Raw genomic sequence first — 23,294 nt, forward strand, 5'->3', positions numbered from 1 at the left:
CCATGGCGGAAGCCGGCGCGCCGGTGCCGTGGGCGCTCAGTCCTTCTTCGGACGGCCCGTCTTCAGTTGCGGCAGCGAAGCAAGCACGTTCTGCAGCGTGGCCATGTCGATCTGGCTGATCAGTGCCACGCCAACGCGCAGCAGTTCGCTCTTCTTGATCTCGAAGCCGGCTTTCAGGCAGGCTTTCTTCACCTCGCCGAGCACCGCGTATTCCGCTTCCGGCATCGTGAAGCTGTCGCGCACCAGGCGTTCCTTGCGCGGTGCCGCCGCTTTCTCCACCGGCTTGGCCGGCTTGGCAACTGCCTTGGCAGCCTTGGCCGGCTTGGCGGCAGCCTTGGCGGGCTTCGCTGCCTTGGCGGCTGCCGGCGCGGCTGCCGGTGCCGCCTTGGCCGCCTTGGCCTTCACCGGCTTCGCGGCGGCAGGCGCAACGGCCTGGCTCGTTTCCGCGCTGGCGGCCGGCCTGGCGGCCTTCGCGGCTTTCGGCTCGGCTTTCGGCGCGGCCGCCGGCTTTGTAGCGGCGGCCGTTTCCGCCTTCGGTGCCGCCTTCGGCGCCCTCGCCTTCACAGCCACGGCCGCCGGCGCTTCGACAGCGGTCTCCTTCACCGCGGCCCCATTCGTCGCAGCCTCGTTCACCGCGGTATCCTTCGCGGCGGCGGGCTTGCGCGCTGCACGCTTCGGTGCCGGCTTTTCGGTGGCGGCGGGGGCTGCAGCGGTCTTAGTGGCGGTATCGGCGGAAGTCTTGATCACATCGGTCTTTGCGTTCATGAATGCTCCTGGAAAATTGAACTATATAAACAATATATACCATATTCGCGAAAAGAGCACCTGCCCCTGCATTCCCCAGGTAACTTCAAAGTTCCCCTGGCGTACTGCTATCGCGGCGTGCCAGCAATGCCTCGAGTTCCGCGTTACGGCTTGCCAGGTCGCGGCGCGCCGCCCGCAGGGCCAGGTGGGTGGCCACGCGCGCGAACAGGATGGGCGGGCTGATCGGCCGGGTGATGTAGTCGACCGCGCCCGCCGCCAGGCCGCGCGCCTCGTCTTCCGGCTGGCTCTGCGCCGTCAGCAGGATCACCGGCACGCCGGCCGTGCACGGATCCTGCACGATGCAGCGGCACGCCTCGTGGCCGTCCATGTCCGGCATCACCACGTCCAGCAGTACCAGGTCGACGCCGCCGGCAGCGAGGATCCGCAGGGCGGTGGCGCCATTGGTGGCGACTTTCGTCCGGTACTTTTCCTTCAGCAGCGTTGCCAGCAGCATGATGTTGTCGGGCGTGTCGTCGACGATCAGGATGGTGGGCCGGTCGGCATTCATGGCGTCTCCCGGGCGGCGCCGTCGAGCACTTCGCGCGCCGCGTCGAATTCATAGCTGGCGATGTGCGCGGCCAGCCGCTCCAGCACCGCCGGCGGCAGCACGGCGGCCAGTGTCGCGCGCACGCCGGCATAGTACTCGTTGCTGTCGCCGCTGTAGGAGCCCAGCAGTTCGCGCAGGCGGACCAGCGCCGCCGCCCCATCCGCGGCGCTGGCCGCCGGCGCGGCATCGGCGCCATCGCCGTTTCCTTCAGCCGTCTCGCCCGTATTGCCGGCATCGGCGGCATCGGCGACATCGCGCACGGTGGCGAAATGGGCATCGAGGCCGGCAACGGCCGTGCGCAGCGCGGCGCCCAGTTCGTCGATCAGCGCCGCGGCCGGCACTTCATCCCGGTCGAGCAGCTCCTCGATGGCGCGCGCCGCCGCCTCGACGGCGTTGGCGCCCACGTTGCCGGCCACGCCGCGCAGCGTGTGCGCGCGCTTGCGGGCGGCGTCGCGTTCGCAGCGCAGCAGTTCGGTCGCCACCTCGGCGGCCGCATCGCGCTGCGAGTTGCGGAAGCGGTCCAGCAACTGCAGGTACAGCGTCTCGTTGCCGGCCACGTGGCGCAGGCCGCGCGCGGTGTCGATGCCCGGCAGCAGCGGCAAGCCATCCTCGCCCAATATCCCCGGCAGCCGCGGCGGCCGCGGCGCCACCGGCGGCATCGCCCGGCCCAGCCAGCGCGCCAGCGTGGCGTACAGCATGTCCGGGTCGATCGGCTTGGTCAGGTAATCCTGCATGCCCTCGGCCAGGCAGCGTTCGCGCACGTCGGCCAGCGCGTGGGCCGTCATCGCAATGATCGGCAAGCCGTCGAAGCGGCGGTCGCGGCGCAGTGCCAGCGTGGTTTCATGGCCGTCCAGCAGCGGCATTTCCAGGTCCATCAGCAGCAGGTCGAAGTAGCCGGCGCCCGTCTGCGCCAGCCGGTCCAGCGCCTCGCGGCCGTTGCCGGAAAACTCCACCGCGATACCCTGTATGCCCATCAGTTCGGCGGCAATCTGCTGGTTGACCGGATTGTCCTCCACCAGCAGCACACGGCCCGTCACATCGAGCTTGCCGGCGTCCATCGGCAGGCCGTGCCGGCGCGGCGGAGAAAACAGCGCCACCAGCGTATCGACCAGCACGGATTGCCCGATCGGCTTGAACAGGTAGCCGATGAAGCCGGCATCTTCCGCCTCGCGCTGCACTTCCTCGCGGCCGAATGCCGTCAGCAGCACCATGCCCGGCTTGCGCGCCAGCGGCGCGGCGGCTACCCGGCGCGCCAGTTCGATGCCGTCCATGCCCGGCATCTGCCAGTCGGTCAGCACCAGCGCATACGGATCGGCGGCCGCGTCGGCGGCCACCACGCCGGCCAGCGCCTCGGCGCCGGACGACGCGGTCTGCACGCGCAGCGGCAATGCGCGCGCCGCCTCGCCCAGCACGTCGAGCGCCACCGGACTGTCGTCCACCAGCAGCACGCGGGCGTTGTTCAGCGCGGCCGGCACCACGGGCGAGCGCTCCGGCTGGCCGGACAGGCCGAATTCCAGGTCGAACGAAAAGACCGAACCCCGGCCCGGTTCGCTCGCCACCCGGATCGTGCCGCCCATCAGCCGTACCAGCTGCTGCGAGATCGACAGCCCCAGGCCCGTGCCGCCGAACTGGCGGGAAGTGGAACCGTCGGCCTGGTTGAAGGCGCGGAACAGCTTGCCCATCTGCTCTTCCGGCATGCCGATGCCGGTATCGCGCACGGAGAACCGCAAGGCGACACGCCCCGCCGCGGGTGCCGGCAGCTGCGTGCAGCACAGTTCCAGCTCGCCCTGCGGCGTGAACTTGACGGCGTTGTTGACCAGGTTGATCAGCACCTGCCCGAGCCGCAGCGGGTCGCCCACCAGGTGGCGCGGGATCGACGGCGGCACGTTGAACAGGTATTCGAGCTGCTTTTCCGCCGCCCGCTGGCTGGTCACGCTGGCCACGTTGGCCAGCACTTCGTCGAGGAAGAAAGGCACCTGCTCGACTTCCAGGCGGCCCGCCTCGATCTTTGAAAAATCCAGGATATCGTTGATGATGCCCAGCAGCGCCAGCGCGGCGCGGTGAATCTTGCTGACGTAATCGTGCTGCTTGGTGTTCAGGTCGGTGCGCAGCGCCAGGTAGGCCATGCCGATGATCGCGCTCATCGGCGTGCGGATCTCGTGGCTCATGTTGGCAAGGAATTCGGACTTGGCGATATTGGCCGCCTCGGCCCGCACGTTGGCCGCCACCAGCTTCTGCTCCCGCTCGCGCCGTTCGGAAATATCGCGGATGAAGCCGCAGAACTCGAACTCGCCGGCATCGAGGCCGATGCGCGTGATCGACAGTTCGATGGGGAACTCGGTGCCGTCCGCGTGCAGCGCCTCGACCTCGATGCGCCGGTCCAGCACTTCCCCCGGCCCGTCGCCGGCCAGATAGCGCGCCATGCCCTTGCGGTGGTCGCCGCGATAGCGCGGCGGAATGATCAGCGTGTCGAGCTGCTGGCCCAGCGCTTCGTCGCGAGCATGGCCGAAGATCGTTTCGGCCTGCCGGTTCCAGCCCACCACGCGGCCATGGCGGTCCATGTTGACGACGGCATCGAGCGCGGTATCGACGATCGCGCGCAGCTTCCGTTCGCTGTCGCGCGCGGCGGCGATGGTGCGCTTCAGTTCCTCGGTACGCGTATCGATCTTCTGCTCCAGATCGCCGTTCAGCTCGCGCAACTCGCTTTCGGCATAGCGCAGCCGGGTCAGCGTGTCGCGGAAGCTGCGCACCGCGATGGAAAGGCGGCCCACCTGGTCGGCACGGCCGATGCCGGAAAGGCGGATGTCGGTCTTGCCCTGGGCCAGCATTTCCAGCGATTTCTGGATGTCGCCGAACGGCCGCACGGTCTTGCGCGCGACGACGAACACCGAACCGACGATTGTCAGCCCCAGCAGCAGGTTGACCATCAGCGCGTTGAGCAGCTGCCGTTGCAGTGCCTGGTCGGTCTCGCGCCGCGAATACGTCAGATCGATCGCGCCGACCTTGTAGTTGCGGGCGCCATCCTGGAAACTGATGTCGCGGTGCACGGTGATCGCGCTGGCGGCATCGTACCTGCCGCTGCCGAAGCCGGCCAGCTCGGTGCCATTCGGCGCCAGCACGCGCAGCATCAGCACTTCCGGCGTGGCGCGCATCGCGTCGACCACGCTGGTGATGGCCGCGCCGTTGATGTCGAACAGCGGGCGCGCCAATGCCTGCGACAGCACCGTCACGAGCCGCTCGGAGCGCTCCTGCAATTGCAGTTCGGCCTCCGCGTGCAGCGTGCGCACGGCATAGGTGGTATAGGCGGCAGTGGACAGCGCGACGGCCAGGAAGATCGACACGGCGAGACGCAGCACGATGTCGCGCCGCCAGGTGTCGCGCAGTTTGCGCAGTGCGCTCGAGGCCCGTCGTATCAAGGCTGCTGGCCCTTGCCGGCCGCCGGCACTGCGGATTTCTCGAGCTTGCGGTATTGCTCGCCGTTGCGCACCGCTTCCACGGCATCCCAGATGCGCCGTGCCAGCTGCGGCTGGCGCTCGACCAGCCGGTGCGACAGCAGCAGGAAGTACGGCTTCTCGACCAGCGGCCGCGGCAACGCCTCGATCTGCGCGCCGAACGGGCCGGCCAGCAGCGTACGGGCATCGCTGCCGCCGACGGCAGCCGCGGCGAGCCGCCCGGCCAGCAGCTTGCGCACCAGTTCATCGGAGCGCTGGCTGCCTTCGTCGACCGTCACGTTCAGGCTGCGCAGCAGGTCGGTGACTGAATAGCCGAGCTGGGCGCCGATGGCGCCGTCCACGTTGTGCAGCGCCTTGCCATCCCAGTCCACGCTGCTGCCCTTGCGGCGAATCAGGATGTAGCGGTCGACATGCATGCGCTTGGCCGAATCGGGCGAGGCACCGCCCGGGTATTCGCCGATCTCGCGGCGGTCGGTCTTGAAGCTGACGGCGAAGGCGCCGTCGACAGCGTTGGCCTGCAACTGCGCCAGGCAGCGCTTCCACGGCATGCTCTGGAAGTCGAAGCGGATATTCTCGCGTTGCCCGACCAGTTTCAGCAGTTCGAAGTTCAGGCCGCGGCCGTCCTCGGTGCGCCATGGCTGCACGTTGGCGCGTTCGTAGCACAGCGTGATGGTGGGCGCCGCGGGTACCTGCGTGGCATGCGCGGACGCGGCAAGCAGCCCGGCGCCGATGCCCAGCACGTTCACTACCAGCTTCCTGCGCCAGGCGCTCACCATTCCTGCCTCCATGCTCACAAGCCTATAGTGTAAGCAAAACTACAAGGCAGGGGTACATTCTCTTTGACAATATTTCCAGTTCAAGGCTGCCGCTGACACGGCTGCGTGCTGGACCCGCGGCGCCGGCCAGGCATTTCACACGCGGTGCCGCGTGTGCCGGGCCAGCAGGGAGCGCCTCGCTTGCCATCCAGCAAAGTACCCTTCGCTCAGCCGGTCACTTCGACCACGCGGCCGTTCAGCGGCTGCACCGGGCGCGCATTCATCGGGTACAGCTTGCGGAAGGCGGACAGCTGCGCTTTCGAGATCTCCACCGGCTGCTTCATGACCTGCCAATGGACGCCTTCGCTGCACGGCGGCGTCGTCAGCGAACCCATGTAGGCATAGTAGGCATGCTGCGCCGGCAGCAACGCGCCCGCGTCGAACGTGCCGGCAACGGGATGCTGGTCCCCCGCATGCGCCGGCAGTCCGGTGAAGACCGGCTTCAGCGTGGCGTTCTCCTTGCCCTGCCTGAACAGCACGGCAACCACGGCGAGCTCGCCGGCATCGTTCCTGTGCACCAGGTGGGCCACCAGCGGGTAGCGCTTGCCGTGGATCTTCTCTTCGCTCGGGGTGTGGAAGTGCACCTGCACGAGCTTGTAATCGCCACTGGCCAGGTGCGCCGCGCCGCCTTGTGCCAGGTTGACCTGTACGGTGTGGCCGGTGTTGACGATGTCGCCGGTGCTGGCCGTATAGCCGAACCCGATCGGCGCCGGCGCACCGGCCTTCTCGTGGCGGATGTCGATCGGCGATTGCGCCTTGCCCAGCTTGCATGCGGAGAAATCCTGCTCCAGTTCGCCCCAGTGGGCCGTGCCGGCCTTGCCCTTGTAATCCCAGTGCGCGGCGCCCTTGTCCGCGGCGTGGACATTTCCGATGGCGGCCAGTGCGGCTGCCAGCATAAGCAAAGTCTTTTTCATGGATGATCCGTTCGTTGAAGGAAGATGACAGCGGCGCACGCGCGGTCCCCATGACCGCGCGGTTCGGCAGCGGCAACGTTAGCGGAATCACCGCTAATATTTGGTTAAGGCAAGATGAGAGGAAACTTAAGACGCCATGCCCGCCTTGCGCTGCAACCGCTGGCGGCAGTATCGGCGACGGGATCGCGGCGCACCTCTCCCAGGGGGAAAGGCCGCGCCGGACTGAAGTGGAGGGAACGAATACAGCGGAACGACCAGGCAGCCGGCAGCCGGCGCCGGCCGTTGCTCAGGCGCTGAGGCGGTTGAACGCCTCGCGGACGGCCAGGCCGCCGCCGGTGACGAGCACGCCGAAGTACGCGATCGTGACCAGGTTGGCGATGTAGCCCAGCAGCACACACACTCCATCGCGCTGCAACAGGCCGATGGCGAAGAACAGCAGCGCCACGGCCGGGAAAGTATTACTGAACGGGATCATCCCGAACGGCATCATCAACAGCACCGCGCCAAGGATCATCGACAAGTCGTTCATGCGGTTTGCGGGGCCATCGGCGACCAGCCAGCCGATCCGGTTAGGCCGGCTGACGCGCTCGATCTTCTGCAGCCACGGCAGCGCCTTGCGCAGCACCGGGCGCAGCTTCCTGGTGCCGATCACCTTCTCGCGCATTCTTGCCGGGATCCACAGCTCGCGGCCGAACAGGCGCGACAGGCCGATCAGCAGGATCGCGCCGCCGAACACGGTACTGACGCCGGGAATCGACACGGGGATCAGGAACACCAGCGTCAGCAGCGCGGTCAGCAGCAGCAGGCCATCGTTGCCGACACGGTGGATCAGTTCACTCAGCGTGATGCCGGTACGCGGCAGCGAGCGGACCAGCGTGCGGATTCGTTGTGAAATCGTTTCACCGTGCATGGGATTCTTTCGTGGTTGTGTGCCGATGACCGCCAATATGCGGACTTGCCTGGCGTTTGCCAAGGCGTGCGGGGCCATAGTATAGCGATATTATCAAAGAGATAAAAGCAATCGCGCCGCTCACGCGGAAGTTGCCGAATCCATCAATACCGCAGCCAGCCTGGCGCTGTCGATCGGCTTGGCGAAGTGCTGGTCGAAGCCGGCATGCAGCGCCGCCAGCCGGTCCTGTTCCTGCCCATAGCCGGTGACCGCAATCAGGGTCGCCCGCGCCGTCTCGGGCTGCGCCCGGAGCCATCGCGCCAGTGCATACCCATCCATGTCGGGCAAGCCGATATCGAGCAGGTAGATGTCCGGCAGGTCGATGCGCGAGCGCTCGATCGCCAGGCGCGGGTGATTCAGGACGATGGCCTGGTGTCCCAGCGCTTCGACCACGACGCCGAGCATCTGCGCTGCATCGGCATTGTCGTCCACCACCATGACCTTCAGCTGCCTGCCTGCGCCGGGCAGTGCCGCCGGATCCGGCTCCGCGCGGGCGCCGGCCGCGACATCATCCAGGCGCGGCAGCCATACGGCAAAGCGGCTGCCCGTGCCGATACCGTCGCTGTGCACCGCGATGCGGCCGCCATGCAGTTCCACCAGGCTGCGCACCAGCGCCAGACCGATGCCCAGGCCGCCCTGCGTACGGTCCGGGGTGCGTGCCGCCTGGCTGAACAGTTCGAATGCCCGCGCCTGGAAGTCCGGCGTCAGGCCGATGCCGCTGTCGGCAACGGCGATCTCGATCCGGCTGCCGTCCACCGCCATGGAAAGGGCGATATTGCCGCCCTCCGGCGTATATTTTGCTGCATTGTTGAGCAGGTTGGAGACGACCTGGACGAGCCGCTTGGCATCGCCCATCACGAAGGCAGGGTCCGGCGGCATCAGCAGGGTCAGCGCGTGGCGGCGCGCCTCGATCAGCGGTCGCACCTGTTCGACAGCGTCGGCCAGGACTCTATTTGCGTCGAGCCGCGTCTTGTCCAGCGTTACCAGCCCGCGCGTGACGCGCGATACGTCCAGCAGGTCGTCGACCAGTCCCGTCATATGCCTGACCTGGCGCGAGATGATGCCGCTGGTCTGCCGGTTGCGGGCCTCGTCCGCCTTGCCCAAGGCCAGCAGATCGGCCGCCGCGGCGATCGGCGCCAGCGGATTGCGCAATTCGTGGGCCAGCATGGCGAGAAATTCATCCTTGCGCCGGTCGGCGTCGCGCAATGCATCCTCGCTCCTGATGCGTTCGCTGATGTCCTTGAACAGCACCGCCACCTTCGGGCCGTCGTCTTCCTCGATCCTGAAGGCAAACACGTCGAACCAGCGGTCGAGCGCCCTGGCCTGGTTGACGAAGCGCACCGGGTCACCGGTCCGGGCAACCCGGCCATAGGTGTCGAACCAATGCGCCTCATGTCCTGGCGCCAGCTCGCGCATCGATTGGCCCACGGCGCCGACCAGGCCGGTCTGGTGCTGGAAGCTGGGATTGGTGTCGCAGAATACGTAGTCGATCGGATGGCCGCGCTCGTCGAACAGCATGCGGATGATGCAAAAGCCTTCGTCGATCGACTCGAACAGCGAGCGATACCGTTCTTCGCTTTTGCGCAGGGCCGCCTCCGCCGTTTTCCGGTCGTGCACGTCGGTCGACGTGCCGAACCACAGGCTCACCTCTCCCGACTGGGGATCGCGGTACGGCTCGGCGCGGACCAGGAACCAGCGGTAGTCGCCCGCGGCCGAGCGGAGCCTGTGCTCGACATGAAAGCTCTGCCTGGACTGCAATGCACGCTGCCAGGCCTGCATGGTGCCCGGATGGTCGTCGGGATGCACGAACCTGGCGGAAATCTGTTCCGGCGCGGCGCTATCCGGCTGCGCGCCGGTATAGGCCAGCCACTGCCGGTTGAAATAGATGCCCTGCCCGGCGCCGTCGACCATCCAGACGATCTGCGGGATCGAATCGGCCATCAGGCGGAAGCGCAATTCGCTGTCGCGCAGTTTTTCCTCGGTCTGCCGCTGCGCCTCGGTACGCGCCGCAACCCGGCGTTCGAGTTCATCGTTGGCCTCGCTCAGCCGGCGGTTGGCCATGTCGATCTCAAGCGCCTGCGCGTCGATCGTCGATGCCATGCTGGCGCTGCGTGCCTTGGCCTGCACATACCCGGTCACATCTTCCACGCGATGGATGATATGGCTGATGCCGCCGGCGGCATCGAACACCGGCGTATTGACGGGACTCCAGTAGCGCTCCTCGAAGCCGGTGCCATCCGGCAGCGCGACGGGGATGTCATATTTCTGCACGGCCATCGTGTCGGCGCACCTGTTCTGCAGGACACGCTGCAGCGAGGCCCGCAGGTTGGTCACGCCGCTGGCGGCCGGATCGTCGGGATTGTCCGGGAACACATCGAACAGATACCGGCCGATGATCTCGTCGCGCACCGTTTTCGTTGCCTGCAGATAGGCCTGGTTGACGGCCGCGATATGCAGCGTTGCCGTGAGGACCAGGTAAGGCGCTGGCGCGGCATCGAACAGGGCCTGGTAATCCGGCGCGGCAACGGGGACTGTTTGCAAGTTTCGATTCCTTGGGCCGGAGACGCATATGCGCGGAGCTGCCGTATCCCCGTGTGCGGAGGAACAGCGGTTCCCGTCGAGAATGCCACAATTTCCCGAAAACAGCTTCACGGGAGCCGCGGCACGGCCGGGGGGCCGCCGCCACGCTTTTCAGGTCCCGGTGCGCAGGCCCAGGTCGACGCCCACCTCGTCCCAGTGCTCCTGCTCCTTCTCGATCCAGTACGACAGGGTCGGATGCCCGCTGACCAGTGCGCGCGGCAGTTCCAGTTCGATGCGGTTCTTCATGCGCAATTTCGGCTGTGCTTCGGCCACGGTGATGCGCGCATGCATGAAGACGATCGCCAGCCGCAGCGCGACCACGGCGCGGGCGAAATCGGCGTCGGCGAGGAACTCCTCGACCTTGCGCAGGTTGCCTTTCTGCGCCATCAGCAGCCGGCTCATGGTGCGCTGCTCGCGGTCCGTGAAGCCCGGCAGGTCGGCATGTTCGATCAGGTAGGCGGCATGCTTGTGGTGGCCGGTCTGCGACACGGCCTGCCCCACTTCATGCAGCAGCGCGGCCCAGTAGAGCATCCGGCCGGTGGCCTCGCTGGACGGCTTCAGCTGCTCCAGCAGCGCGAGGGCATCGTCGGCCACGCGCGCGGCGCGGGCTTCGTCGACGTGGAACTTGCGGGCGAAGTCGCGCGCCGACTGCTCGCGGCGGTCGAGCCGCATCTCGCGCATCGTCAGGTCCCACATCACGCCCATGCGCAGGCCGGCCTCGATGGGCGCCAGTTCGTCGATATCGAGTTCGTGCATCACGCCGATCAGGATCGCCAGGCCGCCCACCACCGTCGAGGCCCGGTCCGGGCGCAGGCCCGGCAGGTCGATGCGGTTGACGTGGCCCAGCGCGATGAAGCGCTGCTTCAGCGCCTCCAGGCTGTCCGGCGTGATGCCCTTGCCCAGGCCGTTCTTTTCGATGACCTCGGCGATCGAGCGGATCGTGCCGGACGAGCCGTAGGCCCGTTTCCAGAACTGCGGCATGTAGGGCGGCGCGCCGTCCTCGAAATGGCTGCGTGCCGACAGGATCGCCGCCTCGTACGACGGCGAGTCGACATAGCCGTTGACGAAGAACGCCAGGCTCTGCTTCACGCTGCCCACGCTGAACGATTCGACCCGCTCGATGTCGTAGCCGCGGCCCAGGATCAGTTCCGTCGAGCCGCCACCGATATCGACGACGAGGCGCCGCTCGTTCGGCTGGGCCAGCGCGCTGGCCACGCCCATGTAGATCAGCCGGCCTTCTTCTTCGCCGGAAATGATCTCGATCGGAAATCCGATGGCCGCCTCGCACTGCGGCAGGAAGGTGGCGATATTCTGCGCCTGGCGCATGGTGGAGGTGGCCACCACCCGCACCGCGTCGAGCTGGTAGGCCGACAGCGTGATGGCGAAGTTCTGCAGGCAGGCGATGGCGCGCTGCTGGGCCGCTTCGGTGAGGTTGCCGGCGGCATCGAGCCCGGCGGCCAGCCGGATCGGTTCGCGCATGCTCTTCAGCACGCGAATCGTGTCGCCATCATGTTTGCCTATCGACAGGCGAAAACTGTTCGATCCGAGATCGACCGCTGCATACATCGGAGAATCCATTTATATTGTTTATACCGAAAATCCTATCACATTAGACCGTCCAGATGACGTCTTGATGACAGGCTCGCGTGCGGGCATGCCGCGGATGAATCCCCAACGGTTCAGGTGCCGGTGCCTTCGCCTTCCTGCGGCGGCGCGGCGGCGACGACCTGGTTGCGGCCGCGCAGCTTGGCGGCCTGCAGCGCCTCGTCGGCGCGCTTGAACAGGCTGACGGCGGAGTCGTCGGCGCGCATCGTCGTCACGCCCAGGCTGGCCGTCAGCGAGATCACGGCGCGCTCGGCCTTCACCGGCTGCGCCTCGATCGACGCGCGGATCCGCTCGGCCACGTGGACGGCATCGGCCAGCGTGGTGCGCGGCAGCTGGATCGCGAACTCGGCGCCGCCGAGGCGGCCCATCATGTCGCTGTCGCGCAGCTGGCGGCGGCACGCGTCCACCATGGCCTTCAGCACCTTGTCGCCCACGGCATGGCCGTAATGGTCGTTGACGCGCTTGAAGCCGTCCAGGTTCAGGATCAGCAGCGCGGTCGGCGTACCGGGCCGGCGCGCCAGCGCCAGCCATGGCGCCAGCGCCCCATAGAAGCCGCGGCGGTTCGGCACGTCCGTCAGCGCGTCGACCACTTCCAGCCGCGCCAGTTCGCCCTGCAGCGTCTCGCGCGCCAGCAGCAGGTAGCCGGCGCTGCCGATCAGCATGGCCAGGTAGAAGGCCACGTAACCCACGCCCTGCAGGTGCACCGGCTCGACGCCGGGCCAGCCCTGCCACAGCGACAGCGACAGCGCCATGGCCAGCATGCCGCGCCCGGCGATCGCCAGCCCCAGCACGGACAGCGCCACCGCCAGGAAGCGCCGCAGCATCGTGGCCTGGCCCCAGCCGGACAGCAGGGCGGCCGCGCCGGCAAGATAGAACGCGCCGACGATGGCCGACCCGGCCGCCACCCGCACGCCGGCATCCACGCCCGCCACGTAGCAGGCCAGCCAGGCCGCGGCGCAGGCCGCCAGCGCCGGCAGCACCACGCGCCGCCAGCCCGGGCGCCCTGCGCGCTCCCACAATGCGCCGGCATCGAATGCCACGCCGGCAAACAGCATCACGTTGGCGATCGGGCCGGCCAGCGGCTCGGGAATCACGCCGCGGAAATATAGCAGCAGCCAGGCCACCGCCTGGAATTGCCGGGCCAGCGCGAAGCTGGCCAGGGCGCCGCGCTGGCGGTTATCCGTATCATGGAAGAAAAGCGCCGCGCACAGCGCCAGGTTACCGAGCGCCAGGGTGAGGACCAGCGTCCTGACGTCCACGTCAGATCTCGTGCTCGACGTTGGTCGTGCCGTCGCCTACCTTCGATGCCCAGGCCCGGGTGAAGAACTCCTTCTCCTCCTCGGTGGGCGCGTCGTGCCAGAAGACGATCAGGGTGCCCTTGTGGTCATGCAGCTGGCTGCATTTCTCGATGAAGTTCTGCCGCCCCGCCACATCGGCCAGGGCAGCCGCGTAACCATACACGCGGTTCAGGCGCTCGATGCGGTCCGGCTCCGTGAAGCTGTTGGTCGCGGTAATGGTCGGGTGATCCAGGAACATATTTTCTCCGTCGAGAGCCGGCCGTGCCGGCATGCCGATAAACCGTTATCCAGGTATTTTCGTGCAAACCCGGCCGCCGGGGTACACTTTTGGCGAGCCCGAGAGCTTAGCAGAAAGCGCTCGCCATACCAACCGATGCAAGCAGCCTCATGTCCCAGTCCGTCGATCCCGCGTCCGCCCACCCGGCCACCCCTCCCGTCGTCAGCCGCCGCAAGGGCCGCCTGACGCTGGAATTCGTGCCCGGCGAGGTGCAGAGCCAGATGGACCTGGCCGATCCGCACCGCCTCGTACTGGCCTATGCGCGGGCCATGATGTGCTTCGTGCTGTTCAAGCCGCGTCCCGCGCACATCGTGATGGTGGGCCTGGGCGGCGGTTCGCTGGCCAAGTTCTGCCACCGCTACCTGCCCGAGGCGCGCATCACGGTGCTGGAGCTGTCGGCCGAGGTGATCGCGCTGCGTGAGCATTTCGCGGTGCCGCCGGACAGCGAACGCTTCCGCGTGATCCATGCCGACGCCGCGCGCCACATGCCGCGCCTGGCCGGCAGCGTGGACGTGCTGCTGGTCGATGGCTTCGACGCCGCAGGCCTGCCGCCCGCGCTGGGCAGCGCCCGCTTCTATGCCGACTGCCGCCGCGCGCTGAAGGCCGACGGGCTGCTGGTGGCGAACATGTTCAGCTACGACCCGCACTACGGCGCCATGCAGCACCGCCTGCACCAGGCGTTCAGCGATAACGTGTGCCAGTTCCGCGGCATTGCCGGCAACAACCGCATCCTGTTCGCGCTGCGGGCGGGCGGTGCGGCGGACGCCTGCGCCGCCACGCGGGCACACCGCCTGGTGCAGCGCGTGGCCTTGTGCGGCGCCCTGTGGCCGGGCCTCGCACCGTTCAACCGCCTGCTGGCGCACTGGGTCGTCCTGCGGCTGCGGCAGCGCGCCGCCCAGGAGGGGGAAATGGCCCGGGAAAGGCCGGCGGGCAGCCCATAGATGGTGCATCAGGACAACACTTAGTTACATCAAAATACATTCTCATCGGCAACTGTCGCGATTTGTGCCACACTGGCGGCCGGGTTCCTTGCCCGACGGTTATTGTTGAAAACACAGGAGTTCCATGGCACGCAGGTTTACCCCGGTATCGCTGGCGGCGGCAGTCACGCTCGCGGCCGGCCTGTGCGTGACAGGCGCCCTGTTCCTCGCCGTCAGCGCGCTCGAGTACGGCAAGTTGTCCGAGGGCTTCCAGCAACGCGCCAACCTGCGCGTGGCGGCGATCCAGCGCGGCCTCGACGATGCCGTCGAGGTACTGACAGTGACCAACCAGCTGTTCCGCACGATGCCCGGCGTGACGCAGGAGCAGTTCAGCGACTTCGCCCGGCCGCTGATGCAGCGCCATCCCTTCATGGTGTCGCTGACCCACCAGGCGTGGATGACGCACGACGAACGGCTGGCCTTCGAGGCGCGCATGGCGCCCGAACACCCCGACTTCACCGTCACCGAGCTGCGCGCCGGCCGCGCCGTTCCCGCCGCGCGGCGCGAGCGCTACCTCGTCGCGGCGCTGTCCGCGCCCCTCAATACGCAGAACGGCAGCCTTGGCCTGGATGTCTGGCCGCTGGCCGCCACGCCGCCGACGGTGGGGCGGATGCTACATACCGGCAAGCCGGCCGCCACCCCGCTGGTCAGCGTGATGCAGCCGGCGCAACGCGACAGCTTCGTGCTGCTGATGCCGCTGTACCGCTCCGGCATGCCGGTGGAAACACCGCGGCAGCGCCGCGCCGCTTGGATCGGGGAGACCGCCGCGCTGGTCCGCGCCCCGCACCTGGTGCACGCGATCCTGCAATACGGCGGCCTGCTGGACGACCCGCAGCTGCTGCTGCGGGTGTACGCCGGCGACGATGCCGAACTCGTGTACACCACCGGCGCCGAGGCCGAAGCGGACGACCGCCGCTGGTTCACGCCGCCGCCCTGGCTGGACATCCATCACCCGCAACACGTGGCCCAGCGTTTCGACCTGCTCGGCCAGAGCTGGCAGGTACGCGTGGATGCCTTGCCGCGCCCGTTCCTGGCCGATCACGCCGGCTCGCTGATCGCACTGGTGGGCGGCCTGCTGTTCTCGCTGCTGGCCGCGGCCCTCGTGCACACGCTGGAACAGCGCTCGCGGCGCGTGCAGTGGCTGGTCGACGAACGTACCGCCGACCTGCGGCGCAGCAACGCGCAGCTGAACGACGACGTGGCGGCGCGCAAGCGTACCGAGCGGGCGCTGCAGGAAAGCGAGCACCGCTTCCGCCGGCTGCTCGCGCTGTCCTCCGACTGGTACTGGGAGCAGGACGCGAATTTCTGCTTCACTTACATCGCCGACGGCTTTTTCGACAAGATGCATGCGCAGCGCAAGGATTACATCGGCCGCACGCGATGGCAGATCCGGCCCGATCTCCTCGACACGAAAGCGGGCCGCGAGCATCTGGCGCAACTGCAGGCGCGCCAGCCATTCACCAACCTGGAGAACGAGATCACCGGCGACGACGGCATCACGCGCTGGTTCCAGGCCAACGGCGAGCCGGTCTACGACGCCCAGGGCGAGTTCCGCGGCTACCGCGGCACCGGCGGCGAGATCACCGAACGCAAACTGACCGAACAGCGCATCCGCCACATCGCCCACCACGATGCGCTGACCGGCCTGCCGAACCGGGTACTGCTGCAGGACCGGCTGGCGCAGGCGGTCGCCCACGCGAACCGGGGCGGACGCCGGATGTGGGTGCTGCTGATCGACCTGGACCGCTTCAAGTTCGTCAACGACACGCTGGGCCACAAGGCCGGCGATCAGCTGCTGCGCACGATCGCCGGCCGCCTGCGCGCGTCGGTGCGGGAAGCGGACACGGTGGCGCGGCTGTCCGGCGACGAATTCGTGGCGATCCTTTCCGAGCAGGCCGATGCGCCGCTGGCCGACGACGTGATCGACCGCATCATGGCCGCGCTGGCGCAGCCGATAACCCTGGAGGGCAAGGAATTCTGCGTCACCTGCAGCATCGGCGTGGCCCCCTACGCGGCGGACGGTACGCCGGCAGCCCACCTGATCGAGCATGCCGATATCGCGATGTACGCGGCCAAGAAGCAGGGCCGCAACCGCTGGCAGTTCTACCATGGCGCAATGACCGAGGAAACGCAGGAACGGCTGCGCATCGAGGGCGCGCTGCGCAGCGCGCTGGAGCGCAACGAGTTCGTGCTGCATTACCAGCCGCAGGTGGATTTGGCGAGCGGATGCATCGTCGGGATGGAGGCGCTGCTGCGCTGGCAGCATCCGGAGCTCGGCATGGTGCCGCCGCAGCGCTTCATCGGGCTGGCCGAGGAGACCGGCCTGATCGTGCCGATCGGCGCGTGGGTGCTGCGCACCGCCTGCGCGCAGGCGAAGGCATGGAACGACATGCGCGAACCGTGCGGGATGGCGCCGCTGCGCGTGGCCGTCAACCTGTCGGCGCGCCAGTTCGCGCAGCCGGACCTGGTGGAGTCGATCGCCGCGGTGCTGGCCGATACCGGCCTGCCGCCGGCCTGCCTGGACCTGGAACTGACGGAAAGCCTGTTCGTGGACGACGTGGCCCAGGCGGTCGACCTGCTGCACCAGCTGAAGGCGCTGGGCGTGGCGCTGTCGATCGACGATTTCGGCACCGGCTACTCGAGCTTCTCGTACCTGCGCACGTTCCCGATCGACGTGCTGAAGATCGACCGCTCCTTCGTGGCCGACATCGCCAGCGATGCCGACGAGGCGGCGATCGTCGTGTCGATCATCGCGCTGGCCCACAACCTCAAGTTGCGGGTGATCGCCGAAGGGGTAGAATCACCTGCTCAGCTGGAATTCCTGCGTGCCCAGGGCTGCGACGAGATGCAGGGCTATCTCGTCAGCCGGCCGGTGCCGGCCGGGGAATTCGGGCGCATGATCGGGAGCGGCCACGGGCTCGCGGAGCCGGCCATCGTGGAACAGGAGCCGCAGCCCGCATAGAACCGGCCGCAAAAAACAAAACTACGCATCAAGACGGGGATCACAACAATGAATGCACGAGTCAAGAAACAGTTCCTGCTGAAGCCGCAGCACGCGCGCACCAACCGCAGGATGCGCGACGTGGTCGACCAGGCCGTGACCGCCCTGCCCGAAGTGGGCATCCGCAAGTCGGCCGAATTCCTCGCCTCGATGCACGTGCCGGTCGAGGTGGCGGTGCGCGCACTGGTCTACCCGAAGCGGCGGCGCGCCGTCACGCCGCCATCGTACGGCCGGCGGCGCTGAGCTACTGCCCTTTCTTCCTGTGCTTGGCCCCGTGCAGCGCCAGCCGCGCGGCCTTGCGCGCTTCGGCCTGTTCGAAGCGGGCGACCTGCTCCGGCGTTTCCGGCACCAGCGGCGGCACGGCCACCGGCTTCCTGTCCTTGTCCACCGCCACCATCGTGAAGTAGCAGCTGTTCGCGTGCCGCACCAGCCGCTGCTGGATGTTTTCCGTCACCACGCGAATGCCCACTTCCATCGACGTGCGGCCCGTGTAGTTCACCGATGCCAGGAAGGTCACCAGCTCGCCCACGTGGATCGGCTGCAGGAACATCACCTGGTCCACCGACAGCGTGACGACGTAGCTGCCCGAGTAGCGGCTGGCGCAGGCGTAGGCCACGCTGTCGAGGAATTTGAGGATCGTTCCGCCATGCACGTTGCCCGAGAAATTGGCCATGTCGGGTGTCATCAGGACGGTCATCGTCAGCTCGTGGGCCGACCAGTGCATTGCGCTTTCCATCGTGCTTTCCAGGTAAATGAGGGGTCCTACACATTCTAACGGCAATGTCGTATGCTTGCGCATCATCAATTTTCGACATCGAAGGGGCCCACCCATGAAGTGGAAATTCGCCGCCGCCATCGCGGCAGCTCTTGCCAGCCATGTGCTTGCCAGCTCCGCCCACGCCGCGTTCACGGCCGACCAGGTCAAGTCGTTCACGCTCGCCAACGGCATGAAGTTCATCGTCCTGGAAAGCAGCACGATCCCGAACGCGAACATGTACACCTTCTGGAAGGTGGGCTCGCGCAACGAGGCGCCCGGCACCACCGGCCTGTCGCACTTCTTCGAACACATGATGTTCAACGGTTCGAAGAACTACGGGCCGAAGATGTTCGACCGCACCATGGAAGCGAACGGCGGCAGCAACAATGCCTACACCAGCAGCGACGTGACGGTGTACCAGGACTGGTTCCCGGCCAGTTCCCTGGAAACGATCTTCAAGCTTGAAAGCGACCGCATCGCGCACCTGACGATCGACCCGAAGATGGTCGAGAGCGAGCGCGGCGTGGTGCTGTCGGAACGGAGCACGGGCCTGGAAAATTCCAACGTGCGCATGCTGATGGAAGACCTGAACAGCGTGGCGTTTTCCGCCCACCCGTATTCGTGGCCGGTGATCGGCTTCGAATCGGACATCAAGGCCTGGACGCAGCAGGACCTCGTCAACTACTTCCGCACGTACTACGCGCCGAACAATGCGGTGTCGGTGATCGTCGGCGACGTGAAGGCCGACCAGGTGAAGACGCTGGCGACGAAGTACTTCGGCGCGATTCCCAAACGCGCGATGCCGCCGGCCGTGAAGACCGTGGAACCGGAACAGAAAGGCGAGCGGCGGCTGTTCGTGGCCAAGCCTTCGGCCACGTCGGCCAACCTGATGGTGGCCTACAAGGTGCCGCGCGCGGACAGCCCCGATTACTACGCGCTGAACGTGCTGCAAAGCGTGCTCACCGAAGGCAAGACCTCGCGCCTGTACAAGGCGCTGGTGGAAAAGCAGCTGGCCACCTCGGTCGGCGCCGATGCCACCGACGGCTTCGATCCGGGCCTGCTGTATGTGTTCGCGGTGGCCGCCAGCGGCGTCGACGGCGCGAAGGTGGAGAAGGCCCTGCTCGACGAGATCGACAACGTGGTGAAGAACGGCATCAGTGCGCAGGAACTGCAGGCCGTGAAGAACAAGAAGCTCGTCAACCTGTACCGCGCCCAGGAAACCATCAACGGCAAGGCCCAGCAGCTGGGCAACTACGAGACGTTCTTCGGCGACTGGCGCGAACTGTTCGACGCGCCCGCCGAGTACGAGAAGCTGACACCGGCCGACATCCAGGCCGTGGCCGCCCGCTACCTGAAAAAATCGCAGCGCACCATCGGCATGCTGGCCGCGAAGGAGGAATGATGAAGAAACTGGTATTCACCACCGCCCTGCTGGGCGCGGCCATGGCCGCGCAGTCTGCCGCGCAGTCTGCAGAATTCCGGCTGCCGCAGTTCGAAACCACGACCCTGCCCAACGGCCTGACCGTGATGCTGATGGAACGCCACGAAGTGCCGCTGATCGCGGTGCGCGCCGTCGTCAAGGCCGGCGCCGTCAACGATGGCGCGCAGCCCGGCCTGGCCAACCTGACCGGCGATGCGATCCTGCTGGGCAGCGAAAAACACGCCAAGGCCGCGATCGACGAAGCCTTCGATTTCCGCGGCGCGCAGCTGGCCGGCGGCAGCGCCACCGAACAGACCACCGTGCAGGCCAACTTCGCCAAGGCCGACGCGGCCGCGCTGCTGCCGCTGTTCGCCGAGATCGTCCAGCAGCCGTCCTTCGAGGCCGCCGAACTGGACAAGCTGAAGAACCGCAAGGTCAGCGGCCTGAAACAGGCCAAGGAAAGCCCGCGCCAGGTCGCCGGCACGTACTACCGCAGCATGCTGTACGGCGATGCGCCGTATGCCAGCCCGGCCGCCGGCACGGTGGGCAGCCTGTCCGCGCTGCAGCGCGCCGACGTGCGGGGCTTCCACGGCCGCTACTTCCGGCCGGACAACGCGGCCGTGATCGTGGTCGGCGATTTCGACCCGGCCGCGATGCGCCGGCAGATCGAGGCGCTGTTCGGGCAATGGAAGGCCGAAGGCCCGCCGCCGCAGCGCGCCGACTACGGCAAGCCGGTGGCGGACAAGCCGCGCGTCTGGCTCGTCGACAAGCCCGATGCGATCGAGACGACGTTCATCATCGGCGGCCCCGGCATCGCCCGCAACGATGCCGACTACGTCCCGCTGCAGGTACTGAACACGGTGCTGGGCGGGCGCTTCACGTCCTGGCTGAACGACGAACTGCGCGTCAACTCCGGCCTCACCTACGGGGCCAACAGCGCCTTCGCGCCGCTGGCGCAGTCGGGCATCTTCACGATGTCGAGCTTCACGGCGTCGGCCAAGACCGAAGCGGCACTGGACCTGGCATTGAAGACCTACAACCGCTTATGGGACAAGGGAATCGACAAGCCCACGCTCGACTCGGCCAAGGCCTACGTGAAGGGCCAGTTCCCGCCCCGCTTTGAAACGGGCGAGCAGCTGGCCAGCCTGCTGGGCGACATGTACGCGCTCGGCGTCGACCGGGCGCAGATCGACAACTTCATGCGCGATGTCGACGGGCTGACGCCTGCCAGGGCCAAGCAGCTGGTGGACCGGCACTTCCCGCGCAACAACCTGCAGATCGTATTGGTCGGCAAGGCCGAGGATATCCGCAAGGTGGCCGCCAAGTACGGCGAGGTGACGGAACTCGATATCAGTGCCGACGGGTTCAAGCCGGCGGGGAAGTGAACCCCGGCGGGTAGCGGATCGCGAGGGGGCGGCATCCTCGACACCACCCGGCGGGTGCTGGCGCTGGGGCGGTTTTTTGTTGGGCGGTCTCAATCGGCCTCGGCGGCGAGATAGGCAAACGCCGCATACACGGCGGTGTTCTGGTCGATGGCGGCACGATCGACCTTGTCGAAGGTATCGTTGGCGCTGTGATGATGGTCGAACAGTTCGCTGGCGTCCTGTTCGAGCTGCGCCCATGGCATGCCTTGCTTGGCCAGGAAGCCAAGGTCGGGGCCGGGGGTGCCGCCGGCGGCGGTCCGCACGCCGAGCGGTGCCAAGGTGCGATCCAGCGCGGCGGCCAGGCTGGGGGACAGATGGGGCGAGCGGATTGCGATGATGCGGCCGCCGCCCCAGTCACTTTCCGCTGCCATGCGATGGCGCGACAACTCGGCGGCGTCCCGGGCGGCGTACCGGCGGGCGCCGTAGAATCCCTGCTCCTCGTTGGCAAACAGCACGACGCGCAGGGTGCGGCGCGGGCGCTGTGGCAATGCGCCAATCAGCTTGCCCGCAGCCATGGTCACGCCGATGCCGAAGCCGTCATCGATGGCGCCGGTACCCAGGTCCCAGGAATCGAGGTGCGCGCCGATCAGCACATAGTCGTCTGGCCGTTCACGTCCGGTAATTTCACCGATCACGTTGTGCGAGACAAAGCCGGGGCGCGAGTCCACCGCGATGCGCAGCGCGATTCGTACGGGTTCTCCCCGGCGCAGCAGGCGGCTCAGCAACTCCGCATCCGGCGCCGAGAGTGCGGCAGCCGGAATCCGCGGCATGTCCGGGGTGTAGTTGACGCTGCCGGTATGCGGCAGCCGGTTGCTGGCCGTGCCCAGTGACCGCAGCAGCAGCGCCGCTGCGCCTTTCTGGCCCGCGATGCTGGCGGCACGGCTGCGAATCGGCAGCACATCGAAGTAGCCGCTGCCGTCCTGCCTGCGCTCCATGCGCTGCGATATGAACACGATCCTGCCCCGCACGGCATCGGCCTGCGCCGCCTCCAGTGCGTTCAACGATGGAAATTCCACCACTGCGGCCTTGATGCCGTCCGGATCGGTTCCCACACTGCCACCCAGCGTGGAAATCGCCAGGCGATGCGTGGCCGGGCTGGTGACTTCGGCGCTTTCGCCGATGCGGCGCCACGTCGGGAACGTCACCGCTTCGGTGTACACCTTGTCGTAGCCGAGCGCCTTGAATTTCTCGACGGCCCATGCCACCGCTTTCGCGTCTTCGGCTGAGCCAGCGGGGCGTGCCCCGACCTCCGTCGTCAGGGATTCCACGATCTCGTATGCGCCGCTGCCGGCAAGAGCGCGCTCGCGCAGGACGGCGGCATACTCTTCCGGCGTGGCGGCTGCAGCCGGCCAGCCAAGCGAGGCTAACGCCACTGCCGTGGCCAGGAACTGAATGATCTTCATGGTCTTCCTCCCGGCGCTTGTTTCGACGCTGGAACGTAGTGGTCGTTCACGTAGGGCATCGGTACCCAGCGATAGGCATCGCCATCGGCACGCAGGTGGCCGACGCCGGGAAATGCCACGTGGTCGCCCGCCACCCAGTAACGGCCTTGCAGGGCGTCGGCAAATGCCTGCTTGCGCTGTGCCGCCGCGGCGGCCGGGTCGACGTCGAACACGATGGTCACGGCGGGATTCGGTAACTGGACTTCCGCCACATGCAGCAGGTCGCCCCAGAACACCAGCTTTTCGCCCTTGCTTTCCAGCGCATAGAAGCTGTGGCCGGGCGTGTGGCCAGGGCTCGGGATCGAGCGAATGCCAGGGAAGAGCTGAGTGGCGCCGCTGAAGGTCTTGACCCGTCCGCTGTCGACATACGGCTTCATCTTGGCCGCCGCCTGATCGAAGTACTGTTTGGCACTGTCCGGTGCCTTGGCGCGGTTGGCCGCACTCATCCAGTAATCGAGTTCGCGTTTTTCGACATGCACGGTGGCGTTGGGGAAGACGATGCGCTGGCCGTCCATCAGGCCACCGGTGTGATCGGTGTGGATATGGGTGATCAGGATGTCGGTGATCTGCTCCGGTTGATAACCGATGGCACCGAGGCTGGCAGCGAGCTTGTTCAGGGTCGGGCCGTACAGTTCGCCCGTGCCGGCATCCACCAGCACCAGCCGGTGGCCGGCCTTGATCAGATAGGAGTTGATGGAGGCATCGACCGCGGTGGTCTGGTAGGTTTCCGCCAGCCGCGCGGCAACCTCGCCCGGCCTGGCGCCGGTCAGTAATACGTCGGCTGGAATGGGCAGCGTGCCATCGGACAAGGCGGTGACGTCGAAATCGCCGAGCTTGAAGTGGTAATAACCGGCCTGGAACTTGTCGATACGCGGCACGGGGTCAGTCTGTGCGCTGGCAGCCGGAAGGCTGGCGGCGCAGATGAGGGTGGCGATCAGTGTACGTGCAAACATCGAAATTCCTTGGTGGCGTGAAGTGCATCGATTATATTTATCGCCAGAAGGTTGATATACAGGTCAAAACCAGATT

Annotated in this window: 18 protein-coding genes; 5 read left to right on the forward strand and 13 right to left on the reverse strand. The window is 67.1% G+C overall.

Annotated features, from left to right (window positions below; translation table 11 throughout):
• Positions 1 to 36: 36 nt before the first annotated feature.
• The 10 genes from ACY34H_RS10710 to ACY34H_RS10755 form a co-directional block, all read right to left on the reverse strand.
• Positions 37 to 765 (reverse strand): hypothetical protein, encoded by a 729-nt coding sequence (locus tag ACY34H_RS10710; RefSeq protein WP_464977476.1) that lies wholly within the window; start codon positions 763 to 765, stop codon positions 37 to 39.
• An 85-nt stretch (positions 766 to 850) separates the two neighbouring features.
• On the reverse strand, positions 851 to 1,312 hold the full coding sequence (locus tag ACY34H_RS10715) for a response regulator (RefSeq protein WP_464977477.1): 462 nt from the start codon (positions 1,310 to 1,312) through the stop codon (positions 851 to 853).
• On the reverse strand, positions 1,309 to 4,767 hold the full coding sequence (locus tag ACY34H_RS10720) for a response regulator (protein ID WP_464977478.1): 3,459 nt from the start codon (positions 4,765 to 4,767) through the stop codon (positions 1,309 to 1,311). The genes ACY34H_RS10715 and ACY34H_RS10720 overlap by 4 nt, the downstream gene beginning before the upstream one ends.
• Positions 4,764 to 5,591 carry a substrate-binding periplasmic protein gene (locus ACY34H_RS10725; protein WP_464977479.1) on the reverse strand — a complete coding sequence of 276 codons (828 nt, stop codon included), beginning with the start codon at positions 5,589 to 5,591 and terminating at the stop codon, positions 4,764 to 4,766. The genes ACY34H_RS10720 and ACY34H_RS10725 overlap by 4 nt, the downstream gene beginning before the upstream one ends.
• A 194-nt stretch (positions 5,592 to 5,785) precedes the next feature.
• Complete coding sequence (locus ACY34H_RS10730; protein WP_464977480.1) at positions 5,786 to 6,532, reverse strand: carbonic anhydrase; 747 nt, start codon at positions 6,530 to 6,532, stop codon at positions 5,786 to 5,788.
• Positions 6,533 to 6,818: 286 nt separating this feature from the next.
• Positions 6,819 to 7,442 (reverse strand): exopolysaccharide biosynthesis protein, encoded by a 624-nt coding sequence (locus ACY34H_RS10735; protein ID WP_464977481.1) that lies wholly within the window; start codon positions 7,440 to 7,442, stop codon positions 6,819 to 6,821.
• 120 nt (positions 7,443 to 7,562) lie between these two features.
• The gene (locus ACY34H_RS10740) at positions 7,563 to 10,022 is read right to left on the reverse strand and encodes a PAS domain-containing hybrid sensor histidine kinase/response regulator (RefSeq protein ID WP_464977482.1); all 2,460 of its coding nucleotides are present in this window, start codon (positions 10,020 to 10,022) and stop codon (positions 7,563 to 7,565) included.
• Positions 10,023 to 10,172: 150 nt separating this feature from the next.
• A complete protein-coding gene (locus ACY34H_RS10745; protein ID WP_464977591.1) occupies positions 10,173 to 11,627 on the reverse strand; it encodes a Ppx/GppA phosphatase family protein in 1,455 nt (484 codons plus the stop codon).
• Between the two features lie 113 nt (positions 11,628 to 11,740).
• Entirely contained in the window at positions 11,741 to 12,925 is a 1,185-nt protein-coding gene (locus tag ACY34H_RS10750; RefSeq protein WP_464977483.1) for a GGDEF domain-containing protein, read from the reverse strand.
• 1 nt (position 12,926) lies between these two features.
• Positions 12,927 to 13,202 carry a hypothetical protein gene (locus ACY34H_RS10755; protein WP_464977484.1) on the reverse strand — a complete coding sequence of 92 codons (276 nt, stop codon included), beginning with the start codon at positions 13,200 to 13,202 and terminating at the stop codon, positions 12,927 to 12,929.
• A 149-nt stretch (positions 13,203 to 13,351) separates the two neighbouring features.
• Between ACY34H_RS10755 and ACY34H_RS10760 the strand changes: the two genes are divergently transcribed.
• The 3 genes from ACY34H_RS10760 (at position 13,352) to ACY34H_RS10770 (ending at position 17,465) form a co-directional block, all read left to right on the forward strand.
• Positions 13,352 to 14,182 (forward strand): spermine/spermidine synthase domain-containing protein, encoded by an 831-nt coding sequence (locus ACY34H_RS10760; protein WP_464977485.1) that lies wholly within the window; start codon positions 13,352 to 13,354, stop codon positions 14,180 to 14,182.
• Positions 14,183 to 14,306: 124 nt separating this feature from the next.
• Positions 14,307 to 17,183, forward strand: a complete 2,877-nt coding sequence (locus ACY34H_RS10765) for a bifunctional diguanylate cyclase/phosphodiesterase (protein ID WP_464977486.1) — start codon at positions 14,307 to 14,309, stop codon at positions 17,181 to 17,183.
• A 48-nt stretch (positions 17,184 to 17,231) separates the two neighbouring features.
• Complete coding sequence (locus ACY34H_RS10770) at positions 17,232 to 17,465, forward strand: hypothetical protein (protein ID WP_464977487.1); 234 nt, start codon at positions 17,232 to 17,234, stop codon at positions 17,463 to 17,465.
• A 1-nt stretch (position 17,466) separates the two neighbouring features.
• On the opposite strand, the gene ACY34H_RS10775 is transcribed toward ACY34H_RS10770, so the two are convergent.
• Positions 17,467 to 17,958, reverse strand: coding sequence for an acyl-CoA thioesterase (locus ACY34H_RS10775; protein ID WP_464977488.1), 492 nt, complete (start codon positions 17,956 to 17,958; stop codon positions 17,467 to 17,469).
• A 94-nt stretch (positions 17,959 to 18,052) separates the two neighbouring features.
• Here ACY34H_RS10775 and ACY34H_RS10780 point away from each other — a divergent pair, with 94 nt between their 5' ends.
• Together ACY34H_RS10780 and ACY34H_RS10785 are read left to right on the forward strand one after the other, a co-directional pair.
• Positions 18,053 to 19,381: a M16 family metallopeptidase gene (locus ACY34H_RS10780; protein WP_464977489.1), complete on the forward strand. Its 1,329-nt coding sequence runs from the start codon at positions 18,053 to 18,055 to the stop codon at positions 19,379 to 19,381.
• Positions 19,381 to 20,784, forward strand: a complete 1,404-nt coding sequence (locus ACY34H_RS10785) for a M16 family metallopeptidase (protein ID WP_464977490.1) — start codon at positions 19,381 to 19,383, stop codon at positions 20,782 to 20,784. The genes ACY34H_RS10780 and ACY34H_RS10785 overlap by 1 nt, the downstream gene beginning before the upstream one ends.
• An 89-nt stretch (positions 20,785 to 20,873) precedes the next feature.
• On the opposite strand, the gene ACY34H_RS10790 is transcribed toward ACY34H_RS10785, so the two are convergent.
• Positions 20,874 to 22,226, reverse strand: coding sequence for a M28 family peptidase (locus tag ACY34H_RS10790; protein ID WP_464977491.1), 1,353 nt, complete (start codon positions 22,224 to 22,226; stop codon positions 20,874 to 20,876).
• On the reverse strand, positions 22,223 to 23,218 hold the full coding sequence (locus ACY34H_RS10795) for an MBL fold metallo-hydrolase (RefSeq protein ID WP_464977492.1): 996 nt from the start codon (positions 23,216 to 23,218) through the stop codon (positions 22,223 to 22,225). The genes ACY34H_RS10790 and ACY34H_RS10795 overlap by 4 nt, the downstream gene beginning before the upstream one ends.
• Positions 23,219 to 23,294 lie beyond the last annotated feature (76 nt).

The organism is Pseudoduganella sp. jia 9 (assembly GCF_055502615.1).

Bases quoted from the DNA above. Each gene is read 5' to 3' on its own strand.
- ACY34H_RS10730 (WP_464977480.1), bottom strand. From the start codon at position 6,532: ATGAAAAAGACTTTGCTTATGCTGGCAGCCGCACTGGCCGCCATCGGA.
- ACY34H_RS10775 (WP_464977488.1), bottom strand. From the start codon at position 17,958: ATGGAAAGCGCAATGCACTGGTCGGCCCACGAGCTGACGATGACCGTC.
- ACY34H_RS10770 (WP_464977487.1), top strand. From the start codon at position 17,232: ATGAATGCACGAGTCAAGAAACAGTTCCTGCTGAAGCCGCAGCACGCG.
- ACY34H_RS10710 (WP_464977476.1), bottom strand. From the start codon at position 765: ATGAACGCAAAGACCGATGTGATCAAGACTTCCGCCGATACCGCCACT.
- ACY34H_RS10785 (WP_464977490.1), top strand. From the start codon at position 19,381: ATGAAGAAACTGGTATTCACCACCGCCCTGCTGGGCGCGGCCATGGCC.
- ACY34H_RS10755 (WP_464977484.1), bottom strand. From the start codon at position 13,202: ATGTTCCTGGATCACCCGACCATTACCGCGACCAACAGCTTCACGGAG.
- ACY34H_RS10735 (WP_464977481.1), bottom strand. From the start codon at position 7,442: ATGCACGGTGAAACGATTTCACAACGAATCCGCACGCTGGTCCGCTCG.
- ACY34H_RS10765 (WP_464977486.1), top strand. From the start codon at position 14,307: ATGGCACGCAGGTTTACCCCGGTATCGCTGGCGGCGGCAGTCACGCTC.
- ACY34H_RS10725 (WP_464977479.1), bottom strand. From the start codon at position 5,591: ATGGAGGCAGGAATGGTGAGCGCCTGGCGCAGGAAGCTGGTAGTGAAC.
- ACY34H_RS10780 (WP_464977489.1), top strand. From the start codon at position 18,053: ATGAAGTGGAAATTCGCCGCCGCCATCGCGGCAGCTCTTGCCAGCCAT.
- ACY34H_RS10790 (WP_464977491.1), bottom strand. From the start codon at position 22,226: ATGAAGATCATTCAGTTCCTGGCCACGGCAGTGGCGTTAGCCTCGCTT.
- ACY34H_RS10760 (WP_464977485.1), top strand. From the start codon at position 13,352: ATGTCCCAGTCCGTCGATCCCGCGTCCGCCCACCCGGCCACCCCTCCC.
- ACY34H_RS10745 (WP_464977591.1), bottom strand. From the start codon at position 11,627: ATGTATGCAGCGGTCGATCTCGGATCGAACAGTTTTCGCCTGTCGATA.
- ACY34H_RS10795 (WP_464977492.1), bottom strand. From the start codon at position 23,218: ATGTTTGCACGTACACTGATCGCCACCCTCATCTGCGCCGCCAGCCTT.
- ACY34H_RS10715 (WP_464977477.1), bottom strand. From the start codon at position 1,312: ATGAATGCCGACCGGCCCACCATCCTGATCGTCGACGACACGCCCGAC.